26 protein-coding genes are annotated in these 24621 nt (G+C 64.8%); 16 read left to right on the top strand and 10 right to left on the bottom strand.

The window, feature by feature from the left end:
- The first annotated feature begins 2 nt into the window (after positions 1–2).
- From IPM80_23975 to IPM80_23965, 3 genes are all read left to right on the top strand, one after another.
- Positions 3–515, top strand: a complete 513-nt coding sequence (locus tag IPM80_23975; GenBank protein MBK8961402.1) for a hypothetical protein — start codon at positions 3–5, stop codon at positions 513–515.
- A 134-nt stretch (positions 516–649) separates the two neighbouring features.
- A complete protein-coding gene (locus tag IPM80_23970) occupies positions 650–886 on the top strand; it encodes a hypothetical protein (GenBank protein ID MBK8961401.1) in 237 nt (78 codons plus the stop codon).
- Between the two features lie 36 nt (positions 887–922).
- Entirely contained in the window at positions 923–1204 is a 282-nt protein-coding gene (locus IPM80_23965) for a hypothetical protein (protein MBK8961400.1), read from the top strand.
- A gap of 171 nt (positions 1205–1375) precedes the next feature.
- On the opposite strand, the gene IPM80_23960 is transcribed toward IPM80_23965, so the two are convergent.
- The gene (locus IPM80_23960; protein ID MBK8961399.1) at positions 1376–1615 is read right to left on the bottom strand and encodes a DUF861 domain-containing protein; all 240 of its coding nucleotides are present in this window, start codon (positions 1613–1615) and stop codon (positions 1376–1378) included.
- A gap of 58 nt (positions 1616–1673) precedes the next feature.
- Positions 1674–2024: a hypothetical protein gene (locus IPM80_23955; GenBank protein MBK8961398.1), complete on the bottom strand. Its 351-nt coding sequence runs from the start codon at positions 2022–2024 to the stop codon at positions 1674–1676.
- Positions 2025–2226: 202 nt separating this feature from the next.
- On the opposite strand from IPM80_23955, the gene IPM80_23950 reads away from it, so the two are divergent.
- Positions 2227–3792, top strand: coding sequence for an AMP-binding protein (locus IPM80_23950; protein MBK8961397.1), 1566 nt, complete (start codon positions 2227–2229; stop codon positions 3790–3792).
- Between the two features lie 74 nt (positions 3793–3866).
- Positions 3867–4292: a hypothetical protein gene (locus tag IPM80_23945; GenBank protein MBK8961396.1), complete on the top strand. Its 426-nt coding sequence runs from the start codon at positions 3867–3869 to the stop codon at positions 4290–4292.
- Positions 4293–4315: 23 nt separating this feature from the next.
- On the opposite strand, the gene IPM80_23940 is transcribed toward IPM80_23945, so the two are convergent.
- Complete coding sequence (locus IPM80_23940) at positions 4316–4732, bottom strand: nuclear transport factor 2 family protein (GenBank protein ID MBK8961395.1); 417 nt, start codon at positions 4730–4732, stop codon at positions 4316–4318.
- Positions 4733–4849: 117 nt separating this feature from the next.
- Here IPM80_23940 and IPM80_23935 point away from each other — a divergent pair, with 117 nt between their 5' ends.
- Positions 4850–5239, top strand: a complete 390-nt coding sequence (locus tag IPM80_23935; protein MBK8961394.1) for a hypothetical protein — start codon at positions 4850–4852, stop codon at positions 5237–5239.
- Between the two features lie 34 nt (positions 5240–5273).
- Positions 5274–6581 (top strand): MFS transporter, encoded by a 1308-nt coding sequence (locus tag IPM80_23930; GenBank protein ID MBK8961393.1) that lies wholly within the window; start codon positions 5274–5276, stop codon positions 6579–6581.
- Between the two features lie 18 nt (positions 6582–6599).
- Here IPM80_23930 and IPM80_23925 read toward each other — a convergent pair whose 3' ends face one another.
- From IPM80_23925 to IPM80_23915, 3 genes are all read right to left on the bottom strand, one after another.
- Positions 6600–7772 carry an MFS transporter gene (locus tag IPM80_23925; protein MBK8961392.1) on the bottom strand — a complete coding sequence of 391 codons (1173 nt, stop codon included), beginning with the start codon at positions 7770–7772 and terminating at the stop codon, positions 6600–6602.
- A 144-nt stretch (positions 7773–7916) separates the two neighbouring features.
- Positions 7917–8297 (bottom strand): VOC family protein, encoded by a 381-nt coding sequence (locus IPM80_23920; GenBank protein ID MBK8961391.1) that lies wholly within the window; start codon positions 8295–8297, stop codon positions 7917–7919.
- A 116-nt stretch (positions 8298–8413) separates the two neighbouring features.
- Entirely contained in the window at positions 8414–8680 is a 267-nt protein-coding gene (locus IPM80_23915; GenBank protein ID MBK8961390.1) for a DksA/TraR family C4-type zinc finger protein, read from the bottom strand.
- 256 nt (positions 8681–8936) lie between these two features.
- Here IPM80_23915 and IPM80_23910 point away from each other — a divergent pair, with 256 nt between their 5' ends.
- From IPM80_23910 to IPM80_23900, 3 genes are all read left to right on the top strand, one after another.
- The gene (locus tag IPM80_23910) at positions 8937–10025 is read left to right on the top strand and encodes a choice-of-anchor L domain-containing protein (protein ID MBK8961389.1); all 1089 of its coding nucleotides are present in this window, start codon (positions 8937–8939) and stop codon (positions 10023–10025) included.
- Positions 10026–10607: 582 nt separating this feature from the next.
- Positions 10608–10931: a hypothetical protein gene (locus IPM80_23905; protein ID MBK8961388.1), complete on the top strand. Its 324-nt coding sequence runs from the start codon at positions 10608–10610 to the stop codon at positions 10929–10931.
- Positions 10932–10939: 8 nt separating this feature from the next.
- Positions 10940–11320 (top strand): hypothetical protein, encoded by a 381-nt coding sequence (locus tag IPM80_23900; GenBank protein MBK8961387.1) that lies wholly within the window; start codon positions 10940–10942, stop codon positions 11318–11320.
- Positions 11321–11353: 33 nt separating this feature from the next.
- Here IPM80_23900 and IPM80_23895 read toward each other — a convergent pair whose 3' ends face one another.
- Positions 11354–11878, bottom strand: a complete 525-nt coding sequence (locus IPM80_23895; protein MBK8961386.1) for an RNA pyrophosphohydrolase — start codon at positions 11876–11878, stop codon at positions 11354–11356.
- 144 nt (positions 11879–12022) lie between these two features.
- Complete coding sequence (locus IPM80_23890; GenBank protein ID MBK8961385.1) at positions 12023–13003, bottom strand: malate dehydrogenase; 981 nt, start codon at positions 13001–13003, stop codon at positions 12023–12025.
- Between the two features lie 459 nt (positions 13004–13462).
- Between IPM80_23890 and IPM80_23885 the strand changes: the two genes are divergently transcribed.
- From IPM80_23885 to phaR, 5 genes are all read left to right on the top strand, one after another.
- Positions 13463–16300 (top strand): 2-oxoglutarate dehydrogenase E1 component, encoded by a 2838-nt coding sequence (locus tag IPM80_23885; protein ID MBK8961384.1) that lies wholly within the window; start codon positions 13463–13465, stop codon positions 16298–16300.
- A 39-nt stretch (positions 16301–16339) separates the two neighbouring features.
- Positions 16340–17551, top strand: a complete 1212-nt coding sequence (gene odhB, locus IPM80_23880) for a 2-oxoglutarate dehydrogenase complex dihydrolipoyllysine-residue succinyltransferase (protein ID MBK8961383.1) — start codon at positions 16340–16342, stop codon at positions 17549–17551.
- Positions 17552–17559: 8 nt separating this feature from the next.
- Complete coding sequence (gene lpdA, locus IPM80_23875; protein ID MBK8961382.1) at positions 17560–18972, top strand: dihydrolipoyl dehydrogenase; 1413 nt, start codon at positions 17560–17562, stop codon at positions 18970–18972.
- Between the two features lie 102 nt (positions 18973–19074).
- Positions 19075–20262 carry an acetyl-CoA C-acetyltransferase gene (locus IPM80_23870; GenBank protein ID MBK8961381.1) on the top strand — a complete coding sequence of 396 codons (1188 nt, stop codon included), beginning with the start codon at positions 19075–19077 and terminating at the stop codon, positions 20260–20262.
- Positions 20263–20352: 90 nt separating this feature from the next.
- Positions 20353–20838 (top strand): polyhydroxyalkanoate synthesis repressor PhaR, encoded by a 486-nt coding sequence (gene phaR, locus IPM80_23865; protein ID MBK8961380.1) that lies wholly within the window; start codon positions 20353–20355, stop codon positions 20836–20838.
- A gap of 54 nt (positions 20839–20892) precedes the next feature.
- Here phaR and IPM80_23860 read toward each other — a convergent pair whose 3' ends face one another.
- The gene (locus tag IPM80_23860; protein MBK8961379.1) at positions 20893–22656 is read right to left on the bottom strand and encodes a phosphoenolpyruvate carboxykinase (GTP); all 1764 of its coding nucleotides are present in this window, start codon (positions 22654–22656) and stop codon (positions 20893–20895) included.
- A gap of 405 nt (positions 22657–23061) precedes the next feature.
- Between IPM80_23860 and IPM80_23855 the strand changes: the two genes are divergently transcribed.
- On the top strand, positions 23062–23454 hold the full coding sequence (locus IPM80_23855) for a phasin family protein (GenBank protein MBK8961378.1): 393 nt from the start codon (positions 23062–23064) through the stop codon (positions 23452–23454).
- A gap of 101 nt (positions 23455–23555) precedes the next feature.
- Here the strand turns inward: IPM80_23855 and phaC are convergent, their stop codons facing one another.
- Positions 23556–24620, bottom strand: a complete 1065-nt coding sequence (gene phaC, locus IPM80_23850) for a class III poly(R)-hydroxyalkanoic acid synthase subunit PhaC (protein ID MBK8961377.1) — start codon at positions 24618–24620, stop codon at positions 23556–23558.
- Between the last annotated feature and the right edge of the window lies 1 nt (position 24621).

Below are 24621 nucleotides of genomic sequence, written 5' to 3'. Positions count from 1 at the left end.
CCATGATGCCGAGCATCGGCCTGCGGCTGGCGACCCTGCGCCGCGCCGTCAACGAAGTGATCCTGCCGGCCATCGCGCCCGACAATGCGCTGGCGCGTGAACAGGCGCAGCTGGTGGCGGCGCACCTGGAGCTGCTGGCGCGACAACTCGATGATGCGCCGCGCATCGACGCAGCGCTCGCGCGCGGCACGGCGGCGCTGGCGCTCGCCCTCGCCGCCCACGCGACGGGCGGCCCGTGCACGCAGGCGGCGGCGAGCGCATTGAACGAATGCGCGGATGCCGGCGATGCGGCCACGCCCGGCCTGCGTCGCGCGCATATCGCCGCCGCCATCGATGGCTTCATGGATGCGCTCGCGGTGGACGGCGAAGACACGGCGCGTCAGCGCGCGCACGACCTCATCGTCGAACATGCACTCGGCGACGGCCGCCTGGAGCGCGTCAGCTTCGCGGGCAATGGTCTCGATCCGGAGCGCGCCGAACTGCCGTCCTTGGCTTCCCTGCTGGCGTCGACTTAAGCCGCGCGCACCGCGCGCCGGCCTCCCTTTTCGTGGGTTGGACGTCAGCGTCGGCCGTGCCCGATACTTCCTTCGACAGGGCGCGCGCCCTGCGTGGTTCCAATTCAAGAACGGAGGTGACCGGCATGATACGCATGCCCAAACTGCCTTATGACCAGGTCCACCCGGACCTGCAAAAGGCCATGGCCGAGAGCGATGCGGCGCTCGGCGGATCCGAATGGATCCAGTACTTCGCGCACACGCCGGACCTGTACCGGAATTTCGTCAAGTGGTACTACGAGTTCATCATGGCGGACAACGACGGCGTCAGCATTCGCCTGACCGAGCTCGTGCGTCACAAGGTCGCGCTGCACAATCAATGTAGTCTGTGAATGAAAGCACTGTATGCCTCGGCGAGGGATCAGGGCTTGACGGAAGATCACATCCGCGCGCTGCCGAACTTCATGGACAGCGACATGTTCACACCGGCCGAGAAGGCCGCGCTCAAGTTCGCGGACGTCATTGCTGGCAACCACTTCTCGGTGAGCCAGGAACTGTTCGATGAACTTCGGCAGTACTACACCGACCGACAGATCATGGCGCTGGGCTGGCGCATGGCGATATTCACCGGCTACGGACGCCTGGTGTATGCGGTGGGCCTGGAAAGCGTCGGCGAAGCCTGCACGGTGGATTTCAGCAACAAGCGGTAGCCGCCGTCCTCTGAAGCGGGCGACGGGCTGCGTCGCCCGCTTCAGAGATCACTCGCCGTTCGCGCCGAGCAGCGCATCCAGCTCGACCGCGCGCTCCACTGCGGCGTACCCACGCTCGCAGCCGACACGCGGTTACTTGCCGGGCAGGCTGGCCTTGGTGATCACCGAGAATTACTTGACGAAAGGCGCGCGCGAAGTCCAGCGCACCGGCACGCCGCTGGGCAGGCCGATGACGTCGCCGGCGCGCAGGTGATATTCCTCGCCGCTCTCCTCGTTGACGACATCGACTTCGCCTTCCAGCAGCAGGATGGTTTCGTCGCCGAGCGGCGCCGTGTAGCGCGTGGTCGCTGAACCGTCCGCGCGCGCCCGCGCCCGGTGCCGGGGGCGCGGTGTGTTGGCGAAACAGGTGATGCTGCGGTCGCGCTGCCCCCCCCCCCCCGAATCCCCATCTTCGGAACGGCCCTGTTCCCTAGCAGGTCCACGCCCTTGGGATGGCTGAGGATGCTGCCGGCGCCGACATGATGCTGCTTGCCGGTGGCGGTTTCGGTGATGCGTACGCGGCCAGCACCATGGTTTCGTCGCCGAGCGGCGCGGAATACTGCACGCGGCACGAGCCGTCTTTCTCGCAGCCGGCTACCTCGTAGCCGGTGCGCCACAGGCCGGCCATGAGACTGCCCGAGCTGCCTTGCTGGCGAATGACCGCCACCACGTCCTTGGTCTGGGCGCCATGGAGTGGATCGTCCCAGGCAAAATCGGTCCATTCGGCGGGGTTGTCGTTGCGGTTGCCGATGCTGATGCGGCGCGCGGTCGAAGTGGTCATGCTGGTACTCCTCGATGGGTCGAAGCCTGGGAGACCATATCGATATCGACGCCGGCGGCGTCACACCCACGAGACCACGTCACTGCCCGTCTCCCCGGCGGACACGCCGCGTGCGGCCCACCCGCTGGCGGCATTGACCGTATCGGAAGTCTGAATTCAGAATCCAGCGCAGGCAAGTCGCCCGCAAGACGCGTAATCCACGATGACCCGCACGCTCACTCTCGCCGATGCCGTCGCCACCCATGCGCGGCTGCGCCCGCGCAAGCTCGCGGTGCGTGACTCGCGCCGCCGACTCGACTACGGCCAGTGGCATGTTCGCAGCAACCAACTGGCATCGGCGCTGCGCGGACTGGGCCTCGAGAAAGGCGAGCGGGTGGGCGTGCTGGCCTACAACCGCCTGGAGTGGATGGAGATCTACGCGGCCATGGCGCGCGCCGGACTGGTGGTGGTGCCGCTCAACTTCCGCCTGAGCGGCGCCGAACTCGCCTACATCCTGCAGCATGCCGAGGTGAGCGCGGTGATCGCGGGCGAGGAGTTCACGGCGACGCTCGACGCCCTGCGCGATGAAGTGCCGGTCAAGCAGGGCAGCTATATCACGCTGGGCGCGACGCCGCCCACGGGCTGGTTGAGTTACGAGGATCTCGTCGCACGCGGCGAACGCGAACCGCGACTCGAAAACGTCGACGCCGACGACATGGCCGCGCTGATGTATACCTCGGGCACCACCGGCCGGCCCAAGGGCGCAATCCGCAGCCACGGCGCGAATGCGCTCATCGCGTGGGCGACGGCCATGGAAATGGGTTTCAGCGCCGACGATACCGCGCTGCTGGTGATGCCCCTGTGTCACGCCAATTCGCTCTACTTCGGCACCGCCTTCGCGCATCTCGGCGGCACCTGTCATATCGAGGACCGGCGCAGCTTCGACGCCGAGGCGCTGCTGCGCACGCTCGCCGAAGAGCGCGTGACCTTCACCTCCCTGGTGCCCACCCACTACATCATGTTGCTGGCCCTGCCCGAGGCGGTGAAACGTCGCCACGATCTCAGCGCGGTGGGCAAACTCATGATCTCGTCGGCGCCGGCGCGCCAGGAAACCAAGCGCGGCATCATGGAGCTCTTCCCCAACGGCAAGCTCTACGAACTCTACGGCTCGACCGAAGCCGGCTGGGTGACGATACTGCGGCCCGAGGAACAGCTCGCCAAGCTGGGCTCGGTGGGACGCGAATGGGCGGGCAGCGGCGCCATTCGCCTGCTCGACGAGGCACGCCGCGAAGTCGCCGACGGCGAGGTGGGCGAACTCTATTCCCGCACCGCCTACGCGTTCGATGGCTACTGGAAGAATGACGAGAAGAGCGCCGAGGCCTTCGATGGCGCATGGTGTTCGGTCGGTGACATGGCGCGACGCGATGCCGACGGCTACATCTGGCTGGTCGATCGCAAGAGCAACATGATCATCAGCGGCGGCGAGAACGTGTATCCCACCGAAGTCGAGAACGCACTCGGCCAGCACCCCGCGGTGCGCGACGTGGCAGCCATCGGCGTGGCCCATGAGAAATGGGGCGAAGCCGTGCACGCGGTGGTGGTGCTGCATGAAGGCATGAGCGCCTCGGAAGAAGAGCTTGCACGCTGGTGTCGCGAACGCCTGGCCGGCTTCAAGTGCCCGGGCAGCATGAGCTTCATCAGCGACGCGGCGATGCCGCGCACCGCCACCGGCAAGATTCAACATCGCGTGCTGCGCGATCTGTACGCGCGCGGCCAGCTGGCGCGCTGAGGCGAGGTGCGCGCGCCACGCCGGCGGTCGCCGGCGGCGCGCCTGACTGCGACATCATTCGAGGGGAGGCCAGCGTGTCACAGCTCCAGTCCGTCATCGCGGCCATCAAGAAAAACTCCAAGGTCTCGGTCAGCCTGCCATTCCTGCGTTACGAACTCGATCTGACCCAGGCGCTGGACCCGGCCACGGTCGATGAACGGATTGCGCGGCTCGATCAGATCCGCAAGGAACTGGAGGCAGCCGCCGAAGCGGTGGGTGAACTGCGGCGCGAGGCCTTCGACAACAAGCAGGAAGCCGAGAGCCTGCGCCAGTCCCTCAAGCAACTGGAGCAGGACAAGGTGACGGCGGAAACGCTGTTGCAGGTGCCGGAAGAGTCCTTCAGCAGGATGCTGGCGCGCGCCAATTCCAAGGCGCGCATTCGTGGCATTGTCGAAGGACTCTTCATCGGCCTGTCGACGGGCGCGGCATCGAGTCTCGCGGTCTGGTACGTGACGAAGTGATGAGGTCGCGTCGCTGCGCGGCGTCAGGCGCGCTGCTCGCCATGCCAGGCCAGCCACGCCTGGTGCAGATCGACGCGATGGGCGAAGCGACGAATCTTGCCTTCATCGTTGAATCGCACCACGAACACGGCGTCTTCGTACACCACGCGATTGCCGTTGCTCCGGACGCTGTAGTCGGAGTCGAGCAGCACCACCACGGTGTTGCCTTCGGCCAGGAACGCGGTGGTTTCGAACTTGTGGAATTCGACCGCCGCCAGGCTGTGGAAGAATTCCATCGCGCCGGCGATGCCCGTGCGGTTCTGGTACCAGGGCACATCCTGCGAACATGGCCCGTATTCCCATTCGACGTCGTCGGCGAGGCAGGCGAGCAAGGCCGGAATATCGCCTTGGGCGAAGGCATTGAAGATGAAACGGGTGGTGTCGAGCGGGGAACGGTGCATGGCGATGTCTCTCGAGGATGGATGCAGTGACGGGCGATGCTAGGCAAGCGGGTAGCACGCCGCAATGACCTCCCACGTAATCACCATGGGCTCATATCAAATCGACAGGAGCATTTCATGAAGCTGACGCGCTTTCACGAGAACGAACACGGGGTTTCGGTATTCAGCGACATCGAGGTGGCGCTGCCCGACACGCGCAGCGATGCCGGCTGGACCTTTCACTTGTCGCGCGCGCTGGGCGCGGTGAACGTGTTGTTCGTCGAGTTGCCGGTGGGGCTGGACCAGGACTGGCATCCGGCGCCCAATCGCCAGTTCGTGATCGTGTTGAGCGGCCGCCTCGAGGTGGAAGTGGCCGGCGGCGCGCGACGCGAATGGGGCGCGGGTGAGGTGTTCATGGCGGACGACACAGGAGGGCAAGGGCATCTGACGCGGGTGCTGGACGGGCCGGTGCGTCTCATGTTCGTGTGCCTGCCCGATGATTTCGAGCTGGAGCTGCTCGGTGGCTGAAGCGAAGCACGCCGCGCCCTTGGCGCCGCCGTCCATGGACGATGTCGATGCGCGCACCCAGCGTCGACGCTCGGCCATCAAGGGCGCGTTCTTCTCGGAAGTCATCGACATGTTCGATATCTACCTGCCGGTGGTGGTGCTGTCACCGGTGATGGGCTACTTCCAGGGCGCCGGGGTCGACCCCGCGAGCGCCGCGCTGCTCGGCTCGCTGGTGTTCATCACCACCCTGCTCGGACGACCGCTGGGCGCGGTGCTGTTCGGCATGATTGCCGACCGCATCGGGCGGCGCATGGCGTCCATCTATTCGGTGGCCGGCTTCAGCGTCATCACGCTCTTGATCGGTCTCATCCCCGGCTATGCGCAGATCGGTATCGCTTCCTACCTGCTGCTGGTGGTGCTGCGTTTTCTCGACGGCATCTGTCTCGGCGGCGGCTACACCGGCGCCCATCCGCTGGCGCTGGAATCATCGAACAAGGAACATCGCGGGCTGGTGGGCGGGTTCCTGATGTCGGGCTTCTGCCTCGCCTACGTCGCCATCAATCTCGTTGCCATCGCCACCTTCGCGGTGTTCCCGCTGGACGGGCTGGATTCGCCCTATGCCGAGTGGGGCTGGCGCATTCCCTTCATGATCGGCGCCGTGCTCGGCGGCGTGCTGGCGCTGTATTACATCTACCATGTCTCCGAATCGGAGATCTGGACGCAGGAAACCCGTGGCAGCCAGGCGCGGCAACCGCTCGCGACGCTCATGCGCGGCCACGCCGGACGCCAACTGCTGCAGGTGTTGTTGATGATGACCGGCTTCTGGACGACGCAGAACATCATCACCATCTTCCTGCCATCGACCTTGTTGCCCACCATGCTGCACATGAGCAAGGTCGACATCAGCATCACGCTGCTGGTCACCTATTCAATTCTTTTTTTCACCTACATCGGCGCCGGCATGCTCGGCCAGAAGATTGGACGGCGCCGCAGCTTTCTCATTCTCGGCCCGCTGATTGCGACTGTCGGCAGTGGCCTGCTCTACCTGCTCGCCCACGGCGAAGGTTTGCCGCTGCCGGCCATCATGGCGCTGGTTGCCGTGCTCGCGGTGCTGGTCACGGCGCCGTGGGGCATCATCGTCACCTACATCAACGAACGCTTCGTGACGGACGTACGCGCCACCGGTTTCGGTGTCGGCTTCAGCCTGTCGGTCATCGTGCCGTCGTTCTACGCCTTCTACCTGCAGTGGCTTGGGCAGTGGGTAGGCGCCACCACGGCGCCGGCGCTGCTGTTGTGCCTGGGCGCCGTCATCGCCACCGTCGGTGCGGCGATGGGGCCGGAGACGCGCGACGTCGATTTCTGAGCACCCCGCCCTGCAATGCTATGTGGGCCTTGCTCCCGGCAGGGCCCGTTCCGGCGAGCGGATGAGCAATACGAACGCGACCGTGCAGGTCAGTGCCGCGATCACGAAGATGGTCGGATAGCTGGTGGCGATGGCGACGTAGCCCAACAGGTAACTGCCCGCCGCGAAGCCGATGTTGAACGCGCCGTTGTAGGCGCCCATGACCTTGCCGCGCTCGCTCTCGTGCGCGTACTCGATGGCGACGGCATTGAAGGCCGGAAAGAACATGCCGTGGGCGAGACCGAGCAAGGCGCCGGTCACGAACAGGCCCAGCGTCGGCAGCCCGATGAGGGTCAAGGGCGCGATGATGTACAGCACCAGCGTGACCTTGGCCACGCGCAGGCGGCCTAGCCTGTCGGCCACGCCGCCGAGGCCGAGCCGCATCACCATCGCGCAGCCCGCGAACGCCACCAGGAAGGCCGAGACCTGTTTGAAACCGCTGGCCAGTGCCCACGGCTGGTAGAAGGTGAACATCGCGCCGAAGGTCCAGCCGACCATGGCCGTCACCACCAGCACACGCTTGAGGCCCGGCCGGCGCATGAGTTCGGCCATGGTGGTGGTCTCGTCATGGGCCTGCGGCCGATGCGTGTCGGGTAGCCAGTAGGCAAGCACCGCCGCCAGCAAGGCCGCCACCACGGTGGCCGCGAACACCGCCTGCCAACCGAAGTGATGCGCCCCCCACTCCGCCAGGGCCGGGCCGAGCGCGTTGGTCGAGATCATCACGCCGCCGAACATGCCGATGGCCTGGCCCATGCGCGCCTTGGGCGCGATATCGGTGGCGAGGGTGGACAAGGCGAGGTAGTACAGCGGCCAGCCAATGCCCTGCGCCAGGCGCAGCATCCACAACAACGGGCCGACACGGTCCACGAACAGGAAGCCCGCGCACGCGATCGCGAACAGCACCGCGCCCACGATCACGAACAGGCGGCGCCCATGGCGATCGATCTGCACGCCGGCATAGGGCATGCAGAACACCGAGGCGAGCAGCGACACGGCGCTCAAGCCGCCGATGGTGGCCGCGTCCGCATCGAGCTCGACGGCGAAGAACTTCGGCAGCAGGAAGTAGGTGGAGAACGACATGCCGACGATGAGACTGGTCAGCAACATCAGCAGGAACGGTGGGGTGAGCAGGGGCTGCGCGTCGGTGTTCAAGATCGGTGTCCGGAAAATGAAAGGGACAGCACGCGAGACCTGTCCCTGAACGGGCGCCAGGCGCGGCGCAAAGTACGCCGCGTCGGCGTCGCGGGCGACACCGCGCGAGGTGCGCGGCCCGCTCGCGTCAGTGCGAGAGCGCCGTTACGGCATGCGATACAGACCGCACAGCTTGTTGCCGGCCGGATCACGCAGGTAAGCGAGGTACATCTTGCCCGATGCGCCCTGGCGCACGCCCGGCGGATCTTCGATGCTGGTGCCGCCATTGGCCACGCCCGCCGCATGCCAGGCGTCGACCTTGGCCTGCGAATCACAGGCAAAGCCGATGGTGCCGCCGTTGGCGCCAGTGGCCGCCTGACCATTGATGGGCGGGGTCACCAGGAACACGCCACCGTTATGCATGTAGATCAGGCGGCCCTTGTCGTCGGTGATCGCCGGCTTCGCGCCCAGCGCGCCGAGCACCGCATCGTAGAAAGCCTTGGAACGCGGGATGTCGCTGCTGCCGACCATGATGTGGGAAAACATGTCTTGCTCCTCAAGAGTTCAGTCGAACGCCCTATCCTGACGAATGCGCCGAGGATTGCCAGTCCCCGGTAGGGTTATGCGCGCCGCGCCGCGAGCTGGCGTCGCGATCGCGACGCTCAGCGCAGTTGGCTGTCCTTGCTGCCGCGACGGTTGAAGGTGCTTTGGAAGCGCGCGTCGGCATCGTGCTGCTCCTGGCAGGCAACGCAGCGGCGAACGCCCGGCACCGCCTGGCGGCGCGCCTCGGGAATGGGCTCGCCGCAGTCCTCGCAATCGGGCCGGCTCACGCCGCCGGCCAGGGCCAGGCGCGCATGCTCGACGGCGTCGGCGACGCTCTGGTCGATTTGATCCTGTACCGCGCCGTCGCGCGACCATCCACCTGCCATGTCGGGAATTCCTCGTCTGACTTCGCCCGTCGGGCTCTATGCTCCCGCCGCGCCGCGGGGGCGTCAATCGCGCGGTCGGGCCGCGCCCAGGCGCCGCGCAATTGTCAACAACTGCAACACAGGGCGCTCGAGTGGCGTCGCACTTGAACGCGCAACCGCCCTCGCACGATGAAAGCACAAACCTGTCGTTCGTGTTGCGCCAAAGGCGCCGCACGCGTGCGACGCCACGGCCCCATCAATCATCGGAACACTCGACATGACCACCCGCCAGCTTCGTGATCTCGTTTTTGTCCTGACCCTGGTCGCCAGCGGCGCCAGCTTCGCCGCCGGCGGCTCCGGCGGCGGTGGCGGCAACAGCGGCGGCGGCGGCGGCGGCGGCGACGGTGTCGACGACAACCCCTCGGCGGACGACCTCTACGTGCTGCAATACGGCGCTGAAAAAGCCGACGATGCCGATATCGCCGAAATGACCGAAGCGGAGCTCGAGTCGCTGGAAACCGAGAGCCCGTCATCGCCGCCCCTGCCGGTCACACCGCCGGTCGTCACGCCGCCTTCGGCGACCGGCAATCAACTGGTCGACGCATGGCTGGCGCCGGACAGCGGCATCACCGTCACCGCCGGCTCCATCAATTACATCGGAGCCAATAACCAGGGGCGCGTCTACGGCGCGAGCGAGTTCGGCACCGTCATCAATAGCGGCGGCATCGTGCTGACCACCGGCTCGGCGAATTTCCCCACCACCAACACCTCGTCGGGCTATACCAATGTCACCGGCACCGGCGCGAGTTTCGAGGTCTCCTCGCTCAGCAAGCAGTGGACCTACGACCGTGACCAGTTGAGCTTCTCCTTCACCGTCGCGCCGGGCGTCACCGGTGTGACCACCAAGTTCGTGTTCGCGTCCGAGGAATACCCGGAATGGACCGGCATTTTCCGCGACGGCTTCGCGCTGCTGATCGACGGCGTCAACGTCGCCCGCCTGGATCCCGGTAATTTCGTGGTGCTGGACAACTGCACTTCGAATGGCGTGTTTCCGTGCACCGATACCACCCAGAACGACAACGGTTTCTTCACGCCCAACGTCAACGGCGGCGCCACGGCGGCGCCGTTCGAATTCGACGGCTACACCGCGGTGCTGACCGCCGCCGGGCTGCTCGACCCGACCCGTACCGTCCACGACATCAAGGCCGTGATCGCCGACTCCAATGACCCCCTGTGGGACAGCGCGGTGTTCCTGTCGGAACTGCGTGGCACGCAACCGGTGCCGGTGCCGGCGCCGGTTCTGTTGCTCGCCAGCGCCCTGGGCGGCTTGTTCGCGCGGCGCCATCGCGTTACGGGCAAGGCCTGAGCTTGAACACCAGGGCTGCCGGCACAGCGGCAGCCCTGGAAATCGACGCGCTTTGCGCCCTTTGCCGCCGCCTCGACGGCATCACGAATCCGTCTCGATTCCATGGTTTTTTCAAGCCCGCCCCGGGACGCGTTTGCCGCCCCTCGCCGCGCCCCGGCGCAATCGCCTGAAACGCTGCACGAATCATGAAAACCCGGCGAATTCAAGCCTTGCGCGAGGCGCTTATACACACCACCGCGCGGACTTGACAGAATCGTGAAAATGTTAATCCGCGGATCGGCGCGAAACCTCGCCGAATCTCCTAAGTCATTGAATCAGATACGCTTGGGCGAATCGGCGAAATTTTCGCCAATCTGACAAAAAGCGCTCGCGCAGCGGCGCGATCGGAGCGCTCCTGGCCTTTCATCAACAAAGTTATCCACAACATCTGTGAGTAACCGAAAATGATTTCGGAAATCAACGACAAGGCATGATTTTGAGATGCGGACCGCGAGCTATCGGCGCTATTGGCCGTTGTCGTCGGCCGCCTTACACTCGCTGCCCATGGTCGGTTCAGCTCACAGGCATTGCGCCGGAATTGTCTTGCTCGCGATGGCCGCCGGCGTGCGTGCCGAGACGTCGCCCGCGATCGCGCAAGCGGCCGCGGCCGGCTTCATTGAATTTCAATCCGAGGCCGATGGCCGTTGCCAGATTCTGAGCGAGGGTGGCAAGCTGCGGGTGCTCTACAACCGCCACGACAGCCGCGCCATCGACTATCGGCTCATGCGGGTTTTCGGCGACGGCCATCGCCAGGGATGGGTGGTCGGCACCGCGCCCGCCGGCGGCGAACGGGTGCCACTGGGTTGCACGCGCGTCGATGGTCGTCCCCAGGACTGGCAGTTGGAACGCGCCACCTTCAGCCCCTAGGAGTTTGCATGCGACCGAATCTTGCTCACGCGCTGTTTGCCCTCGCCCTGCTGCCCGTGGGGGGCCACGCCGAAAGTCCGACCGAAGCGCCGGGCGAACGTTCGCCGGGCGACATGACCGTCGAGGAGCGCGGCCAGATGATGCAGTCGGCAAACGCCTACAACAGCTGCGTTTACGAGCAGGCCACCAATAAAATCGACAGTGACCCGGACATCCGGCGCGTCGCCGACAATGCGCTCGGCGCCTGCCAGCCACAGCTCGAGGCCCTCTCCAGCCAGATCAGATCGTGGAAATTCCCCGAATATTTCGCCACCGGCTTCGCGCGCACCGTGCGTGACCGCGCGGCACGCAGCATCCTGCCGGAACTGGCCTCACGCAAAGGCGGCTAGCGAGCGAAAGGTCGGCGCCGGAACGCGCCGTGCTCAGGATGAGCCGGGCAGATCGGGCGCGGTGGGAGCGGATTCGAAACCGGCGAGACCCGCCACGAATTCCGAGAATTCGTGCAGTGCCCGCTCGTAGACATTGCGCTTGAAGGGCACCACGAAACCCAGCGGATCCCAGTAATCAACCCAGCGCCAGGCGTCGAATTCCGGGTCCTCGGCGCTGTCCAGTCGCAGCAGCGCTTCGTCGGCGCAGAATTTCAGCAGGAACCAGATCTGCTTCTGCCCGATGCACAGCGGCTGCTGGTTGTAGCGGATGTAACGCTTGGGCAGGCGGTAGCGCAGCCAGCCCTTGGTCGAGCCCAGCAACTCGACGTGTTCGCGGTCCAGCCCGACCTCTTCCTTCAGTTCGCGGTACATGGCCGCTTCGGGGCTTTCGTTGCGATTGATGCCGCCCTGCGGGAACTGCCAGGCGGACATGCCGATGCGCCGCCCACAGAAGACCTGTCCGCGATCGTTCAGCAGAACGATGCCGACATTCGATCGAAATCCGTACTTGTCGATCATGGTCTCGCGCTTACAGGACGTTCAGGCCTTGCCGGGGATAGCGGGCCGATTTTGTACAATGCGCCGACGTTGTTCAACCACGGCGGCGGGCCCCACAAAAAAGGCGCCGAGGGCGCCTTTTTCGTTGCGATTGCGCAGTCTCGCTCAGCCCAGCAGCTGCTCGATGGCGACGCTCTCCTCCTTCAGCTCGGCGGCCGTGGCGTCCATGCGCTTGCGGCTGAACTCGTCGACCGGCAGCCCCTGCACGATGCTGTACTTGCCGCCGCTGCAGGTGACCGGGAAGGAATACATCATGCCTTTCTCGATGCCGTAGCTGCCATCGCTGGCGATGCCCATGCTGACCCAATCGCCTTCGGCGGTGCCCAGCACCCAGTCACGCATGTGTTCGAGCGCGGCATTGGCGGCCGACGCGGCGCTGGATGCGCCACGGGCGTCGATGATCTCGGCGCCGCGCTTGGCGACGCGCGGGATGTATTCGTTCTCGTACCAGGGGCGCTCCACGCAGGACAGTGCGGCCTTGCCGGCGACGGTGGCCTGGCTGAGATCCGGATACTGGGTGGTGGAATGGTTGCCCCAGATGGTGACCTTCTTGATGTCGGCGACCGCGGTGCCGGTCTTGGCCGCGAGCTGGGCCTTGGCACGGTTGTGATCAAGACGGGTCATGGCGGTGAACTGGGTGGGCGCGATGTCCGGCGCGCTCTTCATGCAGGTCCAGGCGTTGGTGTTGGCCGGGTTGCCGACCACGATGACCTTGATGTCACGCGCGGCGTGATCGTTGATCGCCTTGCCCTGCACCTTGAAGATGCCGCCGTTGGCGGCCAGCAGATCGCTGCGCTCCATGCCCGGGCCGCGCGGACGCGCGCCGACCAGCAGGGCCACCTGGGAATTCTTGAACGCGACGTTCGGGTCGTCGCTCATCTCGATGCTCTTCAGCAGCGGGAACGCGCAATCGTCCAGTTCCATGGCCACGCCGTTCAGGGCCTTCATCGCCGGCGTCACTTCCAGAAGCTGCAGGATCACCGGCTGGTCGCGACCCAGCATTTCACCAGCGGCAATACGGAACAGCAGGGCATAGGAAATCTGACCAGCGGCGCCGGTCACGGTAACTCTTACGGGGGACTTCATGGCAGTCACGTCCTTATCAATCACGTGTTATTCAAACGGGGTTTTCGGTTGCGCCTCGGCGTCGCGGGCCGACGGTGGTCGCGGCCCGCACGAAAAACGCTGATGCGTCGCGCAGTCACGGCACGCAGGGATGAAGGGCCGAGGCCTGCACGAGGCCCTGGCTCGCGGCAACGTCACGCGCTGGACGCCGCCGCTCCGCGGCGACAGCGGACTAGCATACCGTCCCGTTTGTTGCACGGGCAAGGCGCAGCGTCGCGCGCCGCACGCCGCGGGCAACCGCCACAGGCACTGAATTGGCGCGTTCGCGCCCGTTTCGGAGCAGGCTTCGTTAATGACTTTGCAGGGCCGATGATCAAAGATCGTTAAACCTTGTGCCGATAAGCCGCCGCAACGCCTGGAACTGTTTCTCGCGACCCAGTCATATCGAAGACCTCCTCGGACCATCTTGAAGGAACCCCGATGACCCAGCCTCCTTCATGTCTCTTCAGCGCCAATGCGCCGTTTTTGGAAGAGCTGTACGAAACCTATCTCGCCGACCCCGGCAAGGTCAGCGACGAATGGCGCGCCTATTTCGACACGCTGCAGGATGACCACAGCGAGGAACGCCGCGACGTCCGCCATTCGGACGTTCGCAACCGTATGTTGACGGTGGCCACGGCACCCAGGAGCGCGACCGTCACCGTGGTGCGCGACGACGTGCAGAACGCCGCCAAGCAGGTCGCGGTCCTGCAGTTGATCAATGCCTATCGTTTCCGTGGCCACCGCCAGGCCAATCTCGACCCTCTGAACCAGTACGAACGTCCGGTGGTGGCGGAACTCGACCCGGCCTTCCACGGCCTCACCGACGCCGACCTGGACACGGTGTTCAACACCGGCTCCCTGCAGGGCCCGGACCGCGCCACGCTGCGCGAGATCCTCGAGATCGTGCGCACCACCTACTGCGGCACCATCGGCGCCGAGTACATGCACATCGTCGAAACCAGTCAGAAGCGCTGGATTCAGCAGCGCCTCGAAGTATGCCGCGCCAAGCCCGACTTCGATGCCGACAAGCGCCGCACCCTGCTCGAACGTGTCATCGCCGCCGGCGCACTCGAGGAATACCTGCACACCAAGTACGTCGGACAGAAGCGATTCTCGCTCGAAGGTGGCGAATCGGCCATCGCGCTGATGGACCAGCTGGTCGACGACGCCGGCCGCCATGGTCTGAAGGAGTGCGTGATCGGCATGGCGCACCGCGGCCGCCTCAACGTGCTGGTCAACATCGTCGGCAAGCACCCCTCGAAGCTGTTCGCCGAATTCGAAGGCAAGGGCCCCAAGGAAACCCGCTCGGGCGACGTCAAATACCACATGGGCTTTTCGTCCGACATCCAGACCGGCGGCGGTCCGGTGCACGTGACGCTGGCCTTCAACCCCTCGCATCTCGAGATCATCGACCCGGTGGTGGAAGGTTCGGTGCGCGCGCGCCAGGATCGCCGCCAGGACAACGAGCGCAACCAGGTGTTGCCCTTGCTCATCCATGGCGATGCGGCTTTCGCCGGCCAGGGCGTGGTGATGGAGACGCTCAACCTGTCGCAGACGCGCGGCTACATGACCGGCGGCACCGTCCACATCATCATCAACAACCAAATCGGCTTCACCACCAGCGACCCGCTGGATTCACGTTCGACCCTGTACTGCACGGACGTCGCGAAAATGGTCCAGGCGCCGATCTTCCACGTCAACGGCGACGACCCGGAAGCGGTGGCGATGGCGGCGCGTATCGCACTCGACTTCCGCATGGAGTTCAACAAGGACGTGGTGGTGGACATGATCTGCTATCGCAAGCACGGCCACAGCGAAGCGGACGAGCCGGCGGCGACGCAGCCGATCATGTACCAGCACATCCGCAACCATCCGGGCGTGCGCAAGATCTACACCGAGAAACTGGTGAATGCCGGCGTGATCAAGCCCGGTGACGCCGAAGCCATGGCGTCGCGTTACATCGACGCGCTGGAAAACAACGAGGTGGTGTCGCGCCCCCATGCGCCGGCGCCCGATACGCGTTACGCCATCAACTTCGACCCGTTCCGCGGCACCCACTGGCGACAGACCGCCGCCACCGCCATCAGCGCGGAACGCGTCAAGCGCCTCGGCGAGCGGTTCACGACGGTGCCTGAAAACTTCGCGCTGCATCGCGCCGTGACGCGGGTGCTGGCCGACAGGCTGGCCATGGCCCATGGCGAGAAACCCTGTGACTGGGGTTTCGCCGAGACGCTCGCCTACGCGAGCCTGGTCACGGACGCCTGCCCGGTGCGTATCTCGGGCCAGGACAGCGGCCGCGGCACGTTCTTCCATCGTCACGCCGTGATCCACGATCAGAAGACCGGTGAAACCTACTTGCCGCTGCAGAACCTCAGCGCCGACCAGGCCGATTTCCTGGTCATCAATTCGACCCTTTCGGAAGAAGCGGTGCTGGGCTTCGAATACGGCTATGCCAGCGCCGAGCCCAATTCGCTCGTGATCTGGGAAGCGCAATTCGGCGACTTCGCCAATGGCGCGCAGGTGGTGATCGACCAGTTCATTGCTTCCAGCGAAGAGAAGTGGGGGCGCTATTGCGGCCTGGTGATGCTGCTGCCCCATGGCTATGACGGCCAGGGCCCGGAACACTCCTCGGCGCGCCTCGAGCGTTACCTGCAGTTGTGCGCCGAGGACAACATGCAGGTCTGCTATCCGACCACGCCGGCGCAGATGTTCCACATGCTGCGGCGTCAGCAGGTGCGGCCCTATCGCAAGCCGCTGGTGGTGATGAGCCCCAAGAGCCTGCTGCGTCATCGCCTGTCGGTGTCGCCGCTGGAAGAGATCATTCACGGTCAATTCCAACCCGTCATCGATGAAGTCGACCGCCTCGACAAGTCCAAGGTCACGCGCATCCTGGCCTGCAGTGGCAAGGTCTATTTCGATCTCCTGGAGGCGCGTCGCGAGCACGACATCGACAACGTCGCGATCATCCGCCTGGAACAGCTCTACCCGTTCCCCAAGGACGAGATGCAGACCACGCTCGCGCAATATCCCAACGCGTCCGAACTGGTCTGGGTGCAGGAAGAGCCCCGCAACCAGGGCGCGTGGTCGATGCTGCTGTCGGCGCGCCACCTGCGTGGCTGCATCGGCGAACACAAGGAATTGACCTGCGTCGCGCGCCCCTACTCGGCGTCGCCGGCGGTAGGCTATGCCTCGCTGCATCTCGAACAGCAGCAAGCCATCATCGACGAAGCGCTGAGCCTCGACGCACTCAAAACACGACAAAAGAAAACCGCTTGAGCCTTGACCGCTCGACATCCGGCAACCGGGAGATAAAACATCGTGCTGATTGAAGTAAAAGTACCCGCGCTGGCGGAATCCGTACCCGACGCGACCTTGCTCAATTGGTATAAGAAGGTCGGTGAGCGCGTTGAGCGCGGCGATAATCTCATCGATCTCGAAACCGACAAGGTGACCCTGGAAGTCGCGGCGCCGGATGGCGGCGTGCTGAAGGAGATCCGTTACCAGACCGGTGACGTGGTGCTGACCGACGACATCCTCGCCGTCATCGACACCGAGGGCGCGGCCACCAGCGCAGGCACCGCGCCCGCCGTCGCCGCAGCGCCCGCCACGCCCGCCGGCAGTGCGGCGCAAGCCGGCCCGGCGGCACGCAAGCTCGCCGCCGAAGCCGGTGTCGACACCGCCAGCATCGCCGGCAGTGGCAAGGACGGACGCGTGACCAAGGGCGACGTGCTGGCCCATACCAGCCGGGCTGCGCAGGCGCCCGCCGCTGCGCCCGCGCCGCCGCCGCCGGTGCGCGACGTACAGCCGCAGGCCGCGCCGGTCACGGGCCGTGTCGAGGAGCGCGTACCGATGACGCGCCTGCGCAAGCGCACCGCCGAGCGCCTCCTGTCCGCGCAGCGCGAAAACGCCCTGCTGACAACCTTCAACGAAGTGAACATGCAGCCGGTGATGGATCTGCGTAATCGCTTCAAGGGCGACTTCGAGGATCGCTACGGCGTGAAGCTCGGCTTCATGTCGTTCTTCGTCAAGGCCGCCGTCGAGGCGCTGAAGAAATTCCCGGTGGTCAATGCCTCGGTCGATGGCGACGACATCATCTACCACGGCTTTTTCGACATCGGAGTGGCGGTCGGCAGCGAGCGCGGACTGGTGGTGCCGATCCTGCGCGATGTCGAGCGCATGACTTTCGCCGAGATCGAGCGCCGCATTCGCGACTTTGGCGAGCGCGCGCGCGACGGCAAGCTCACCATCGACGAACTGACCGGCGGTACTTTCACCATCAGCAACGGCGGCGTGTACGGCTCCTTGGTCTCGACGCCGATCATCAATCCGCCGCAGAGTGCCATTCTCGGCATGCACAAGATTCAAGACCGCCCGGTGGCCGAGAACGGCCAGGTGGTGATCCGTCCGATGATGTATCTCGCCCTGTCCTATGACCATCGCATCATCGACGGCCGCGAGGCGGTGCAATGTCTCGACAGCATGCGCCGCATGCTCGAAGACCCGACCCGCATGCTGCTCGAGATTTAGAGGTGGCCATGGACAACTACGATGTCGTCGTCATCGGTGGCGGCCCGGGTGGCTATGTCGCGGCCATCCGCGCGGCGCAGCTCGGTTTCAAGACCGCCTGCGTCGAGCGCTGGACGGACAATGCCGGCAAGCTGGTGCTGGGCGGCACCTGTCTCAACGTCGGGTGCATTCCGTCCAAGGCCTTGCTCGATTCCTCCCACCACTTCGAATTCATCCAGGCCCACGCCAAGGAGCATGGCATCGATGCCAAGGCCAGCATCGATGTCGCGCGCATGCAGGCGCGCAAGAGCAAGATTGTGCAAGGCCTGACGCAGGGTATCGGTGGTCTGCTCAAGAAGAACAAGGTCACGACGCTCAACGGCCACGGCCGCCTGGCGAGTGTCGACAGCGTCGAGATCACGGCCGTCGACGGCGGCAAGTCCGTGGTCGGCGCGAAACACGTGATCATCGCGGTCGGCTCGCTGCCGGCGAGCATTCCGTCGGCGGTGGTCGATGAGCAATTCATTGTCGATTCGACGGGCGCCTTGGCGTTTGGCGAAGTGCCGGCGCGGCTCGGCGTGATCGGCGCCGGCGTCATCGGCCTGGAACTCGGCAGCGTGTGGCGTCGACTCGGGGCCAAGGTCACGGTGCTCGAAGCCCTGCCCGATTTCCTGGCGGCGGCCGATGCGGCGGTCAGCAAAAAGGCGCTCAAGATCCTTACCAAGCAAGGACTCGACATTCGCCTCGGCGCCAAGGTTACCGGCAGCAAGGTGGCCGCCGGCGCGGTCGAGGTACAGTTCAGCATCGGCGAGAAATCCGAAAGCACGGTCTTCGACCGACTCATCGTGGCGGTCGGTCGCAAACCGAATACGACTGACCTGGGGCTTGCCAACGCGGGCATTCGTTGCGACGCGCGCGGTTTCATCGAAGTCGACGCGCATTGCCATACCGGCGTCGGCAATATTTACGCCATCGGTGACTGCGTGCGTGGCCCGATGCTGGCGCATAAAGCCAGCGAAGAAGGCGTGGCGGTCGCGGAGCGCATCGCCGGCCAGCAACCGCACATCGACTTCAACGTCATTCCCTGGATCATCTACACCTGGCCCGAGATCGCCTGGGCTGGACTGACCGAACAGCAAGCCAAGGCTGCCGGCCACGGCCTGCGCGCGGGTACGTTCCCGTTCATGGCCAGCGGCCGGGCACGCGCGATGGGTGATGCCGACGGCTTCGTGAAGGTCATCGCCGACGCGGACTCCGATCGCGTGCTCGGTGTCCACATCATCGGCCCCAACGCCTCGGAACTCATCGCCGAAGCGGTGACGGTGATGGAATTCGGCGGCAGCGCCGAGGACATCGCCCGCACCGTGCATGGCCATCCAACCCTCGCCGAGGCCATGCATGAAGCGGCCCTGGCGGTCGATAAGCGGGCGATCCATTTCTAGCTTCGCGCGCGCACCGCATCAGGGCGGCGCGCCCTTGCATGATGGTGCGGTGCAGCGTAGATTACGGGCACCAGCCGCTGCTCCATATGGAAGGAAATCCCGATGCCTGAGGCCGTCATCGTAGGCGCATTGCGCACCGCCATCGGCTCCTTTGGAGGAGCGCTCGCCGACATCCCGGCACATCAGCTCGGTGCGCAGGTCATCCGCGGCCTGCTGGAAAAACTGGCGCTCGATCCGGCCAGCATCGACGAAGTCATCCTGGGCCAGGTGCTGACCGCCGGCGCCGGCCAGAATCCCGCCCGCCAGGCCGCCATCGCCGCCGGCCTTCCCCACAGCGTACCTTCCCTCACCATCAACAAGGTGTGCGGCAGCGGCCTCAAGGCCGTGCAACTGGCTGCCCAGGCCGTACGCTGCGGCGATGCGGAAATCGTCATCGCCGGTGGCCAGGAAAACATGAGCCTCGCACCGCACCTGCTGCCGCGTTCCCGCAACGGGCAGAAGATGGGCGATTGGACGCTGCAGGATTCGATGATCGTCGATGGCCTGTGGGATGCCTTCAACAGCTACCACATGGGCGTCACCGCCGAGAACATCGCCGCGCAGTTCGACATCGCGCGCGACGAGCAGGACAAGTTCGCGGCCGCCACCCAGGCCAAGACCGCCGCCGCCCAGGCCGCCGACCGTTTCGCCGATGAAATCGTGCCGGTCTCGATTCCGCAACGTAAGGGCGAGCCGCTGCTTTTCGCGCGCGACGAATACCCGCGCGCCGCGACCACGCAAGAGAGCCTCGCCAATCTGCGCGCGGCCTTCAAGAAGGATGGTTCCGTCACCGCCGGCAACGCGTCCGGCATCAATGACGGCGCGGCGATGGTGGTGGTGATGTCGGCCAGCAAGGCCGCCAGCCTCAACCTGCCGGTGCTCGCCACCATCAAGGCCGGCAGCAGCGCCGGCGTCGATCCGGCCATCATGGGCACCGGCCCGATCCCGGCATCGCAGAAATGCCTGGCCAAGGCCGGCTGGCAGGTCGCGGATCTCGATCTCATCGAAGCCAACGAAGCTTTCGCGGCGCAAGCCATTTCAGTCAATCGCGGCCTGGGCTGGGACCCGGCCAAGGTCAACGTCAATGGCGGCGCCATTGCCCTTGGCCATCCTATCGGCGCCTCGGGTGCGCGTATCCTCGTCACCCTGCTGCACGAGATGGCGCGACGCGATGCGCGTCGTGGCCTCGCCACGCTGTGCATCGGCGGCGGCCAGGGCGTGGCCCTGGCGGTCGAACGCAACAAGGCGTGACGCACACACAGATGTGCCGCGCGTATTCAGGGCAATCGCTACGGTGCGCAGCAGCTCGTCGCACTCAAAGTCTGTAACGGGAAAGACCGCATGAACGACGAAGCCAAACGGGTCATCAAGAAATATCCCAATCGCCGTCTATACGACACCGCCGAAAGCAAGTACGTCACCTTGAATGACGTGCGCAAGCTGGTGTTGGAAGGCATCGGCTTCTGTGTCATCGACAAGAAGAGCGGCGAGGACATCACGCGCAATATTCTTCTGCAGATCATCATCGAGCAGGAGGAAGAAGGCGAGCCGCTGTTCTCCACCGACGTGTTGGAACAACTGATCGGCTTCTACGGTAATTCGGTGCAGGGCATGGCCGGCGACTTCATCAGTCAGAGCCTGAACATGTTCCGCGACCAGCAGGCGCGCTTCCAGACCCAGATGCGCGAAGCGATGCAGAACCTGCCGATGTCCTCCGCCTTCGGCGAAATGGCCAAGCAGAATCTCGACATGTGGAAGCAGATGCAGGACACGTTCTTCAAGAACGCTTTGCTGACGCCCCGCAAGAAATCCGACGAGCCCGAATAATCCCGTCCCGCGCGGCGGGCATGGCGCCCGCCGCGTATCCGCATTCCTCGAATCTCAGGCCGCGAGCTGCGCGTCCAGCGCACGCTTGATGCGGCGCGCCTGCTCACGCAGGCCCTGCGGCATGCGGTTGCCGAAGGTATCGAAATAGGCTTCGATTTCCTCGATTTCCTTCTGCCAGATCCGGGGGTCGATGGACAGCAGCGCATGCATGGTGTTGCGGTCCAGGTCGAGTCCGTCCAGGCGCAACGTGGCGGCGTCCGGCACGAAACCGATGGGGGTTTCGACCGCCGCGCCGCGACCTGCGCAACGCTCCAGGATCCATTCGAGCACGCGCATGTTGTCGCCGTAACCGGGCCACATGAACTTGCCGTCGGCGTCCTTGCGGAACCAGTTGACGTGGAACACTCGAGGCAGCTTGTCGGACCTGGCGCCGAAACTCAGCCAGTGCGCCCAGTAGTCGCCGAAGTTGTAGCCGCAGAACGGCTTCATCGCCATCGGATCGCGACGCACCTGGCCGACCGCGCCGGTGGCGGCGGCGGTGGTCTCCGAAGCCATCGCGGCGCCGGCGAAAACGCCGTGGTTCCAGTCGGTCGCTTCGAACACCAGCGGCGCAACCGTCGAGCGACGGCCACCGAAGATGATGGCCGAGATCGGCACGCCCTGCGGCGCTTCACCCTGCGGTGAAAAGCTCGGGCACTGCTTGGCTGACACCGTGAAACGCGAATTGGGATGCGCGGCCGGCCCGGTCTTTTCGAGCTCGTGCCTGCGACCCTGCCAGTCGATGAGCTCGGCGGGCTTGGCACCGTCGATGCCTTCCCACCAGGGCTCGAGCTCGGGCGTCACCGCGACGTTGGTGAAAATCGTGTCGCGGTCGAGCATGTGCATGCAGTTGGGATTGGTCTTGGAGCTGGTGCCGGGCGCCACGCCGAAGAAACCGGCTTCCGGGTTGATGGCCCACAGGCGACCATCCTCCGCCATGTGCATCCACGCAATGTCATCACCGACGGTCCACACCTTCCAGCCTTGATAAGTCGACGGCGGCACCAGCATGGCCAGGTTGGTCTTGCCGCAGGCGGACGGAAACGCGGCGGCGACGTAGGTGGTCTCGCCCTGCGGATTCTCGATACCCAGGATCAGCATGTGCTCGGCCAGCCACCCTTCGGTGCGCGCCTGGGCGCTGGCGATGCGCAAGGCATGGCATTTCTTGCCGAGCAAGGCATTACCGCCATAGCCGGAGCCGACGCTCTTGATCAGCAGTTCATCGGGGAAATGCATGATGAAGCGCTTGTCGGGATCGAGGTCGCCAATCGAATGCAGACCCTTGACGAAACGTGGCGCCTGCTCGAGATGCGCCAGCGCCTGGCTGCCGATGCGCGCCATGACACGCATGTTGACCACCACGTAGGGGCTGTCCGTGATCTCCACGCCGGCACGCGCATAGGGCGAACCGTAGGGCCCCATGAGATAGGGGATAACGTACATGGTGCGACCGCGCATGCAGCCTTCGAACAAGGGGTCGATCTTGGCATGGCCGTCGGCGGGCGCCATCCAGTTGTTGTTCGGGCCGGCATCGTCGGCATCGGGCGTGCAGACGAAGGTGAGATGTTCGACGCGCGCGACGTCCTGCGGGTTGGAGCGATGCAGGAAGCAGTTGGGGTGGCTGCCTTCGTTCAGGCGGACGAGGTCACCGGTGCCCAGCATGAGTTCGATGAGGCTGGCGTTCTCGGCCTCCGAACCGTCGCACCAGTGAATACGGTCTGGCTGGGTCAGTTTGGCGACTGAATCGACCCATGCCGCCAAATCGGCACTGTTAGTCATTGACGAAACTCCGAATTGCAAATTCAAGGAAAAGCTGGATGGCGGTGGCGCCCCGCTGCGATGCATTGGTGGGGCTGCGAATCATGGGTTCGGGGAAAGCGCGCCGATGATGACCGCTCAAAATTGGCCGCAAGTGTAGCCGACCGCAGGCGGCATGTTGACGAAAACTTGTAACGATTTGCCAACTTGGCACGCACTGCCACACCGGTTTCGGCACGCGCCGACGCTGGCCACCAAGCCATCGAAATGCGTGCCCGGCGGCGCCGAAAAAGATCGCTCGCCGGCCTTGACTTGACGTTTTCGGCGGCCTATGCTGCAACGCAATAATGTTGCGTCGCACCAAATGCGCCGCCCCCGTTCGAACATCGGCGCACGGCGCCATAACCCAATCCCAGGAGCCCGCACATGGAAAACAAATTCATCGAAAACTGGCAGGAATACGGCAAGAACGCCATCGAGGCCGCCAAGGAACTCGAAGCCATCAACACCCAGGTCATCGAAAAGCTGACCGGCAAGCAGATGGAGCTGGCCAATGCCGCTTTCGAAGCCAGCACCAAGTACGTGAGCTCGCTGGGCGAAGTGAAGGGCGTGCAGGAGCTGTTCTCCGAGCAGACCAAGCTCGCCACCGAGTTGAACGAAAAGGTGCTGGAAGCCGCGCGCACCACCGCCGACATCCTGACCGAGACTCGCGAAGCCTACCAGGCGTGGATCGAGAAGGGTTTCAAGGCAGTCAGCGGCAACGCCGACTTCACCATCCCGAGCTTCTTTCCGCTGAAGGCCGCCAAGAAGGCCGCCTGAACTTGAATTATCGAGGCGCCGTCCTCATCTCTGATTGACCTCCCCTCGCCCCTCCGGACTCCGTCTCCCCGCGGAGCTCGGGGGGGACCTCTTTTTCCGCTTCAGCGTCGCGCGCTCATCCATTCGGCAACCGCCGTCGGCACCGAGCGTGGCGATTTGAGCCCGACGTAGACACCGATGTGCCCGCCCGGCAGTTCGACCTCCGAGTAATCGCTGGCGCCGACCACGGCGCGCAAGGCCTGCGATGCCGCGGGCGGTACCAGGTGATCGTCCCGCGCATAGATGTTGAGCACCGGCATGGTGACGGCCGCCAGGTCGACACGCCGCCCACCGAGGAACACTTCGCCTTTGACGAGCCTGTTGCCCTGGTAGAAGTCGCGTGCGAACTCGCCGCAGGCGCGCGCCGCCAGGGACGGGCTGTCGAAGATCCACTGTTCCATGCGCAGGAACATCGCAACCGCCTCGGCGTCACCCAGTTGTTCGATGAAGCGCAGATATTTCTGTTGCATCAGGCGGTAAGGCTTGAGCGAAAGAAACAAGGCGTTGAGAAAATCGCCATTGATGTTGCCCGAACCCGCGAGCAGCATATCGACATCGATATGGCGAACGAGGTGACTAAGCATGTCGCGCGGCGTATGGAAATCGATGGGCGTGACCGTGGTGATCAGGCGTTCCACCTTGTGCGGATTAAGCGCCGCGTAGCACGTGCTCAAAGTACCGCCCTGACAGATGCCGAGCACCGGCAGCGCGGCCCGCGACAAGCGCGTCCTCAGATGGTCGACACAGGCGTCGATGTAACGATTGACGTAATCGTCCAGCCCCAGAAGTCGATCGGCGCCACCGGGATAGCCCCAGTCGATGAGATGGACGTCGAAACCGCGTTCCATCAGCGCGGCAATCAAGGAACGCCCCGCCTGCAGATCCGCCATCTCGGGACGGTTGACCAAGGCGTAGACAATCAGCAGCGGCACGCGATCACAGGGCTCATCGCTCGAGCCATAGCGATACAGACGCACGCCTTCGATCTCGAAGATGCAGGTGCGCGGTGTCACGCCAACCGTGACCTTGCCGGTGCGTCTCAACACGCCCAACCCCTGCTGCAGACCATGCGCGAACGCCGCCATTTCCTGGCGGACCGCGTCCTCGTGCAATTCAAGGCGAGGCATG

This window comes from Pseudomonadota bacterium (assembly GCA_016719885.1).
In the GTDB taxonomy this organism is placed as follows: domain Bacteria; phylum Pseudomonadota; class Gammaproteobacteria.
Note: the sequence above shows the minus strand (reverse complement) of the source record. Positions and strands in the feature narration are given on the sequence as shown.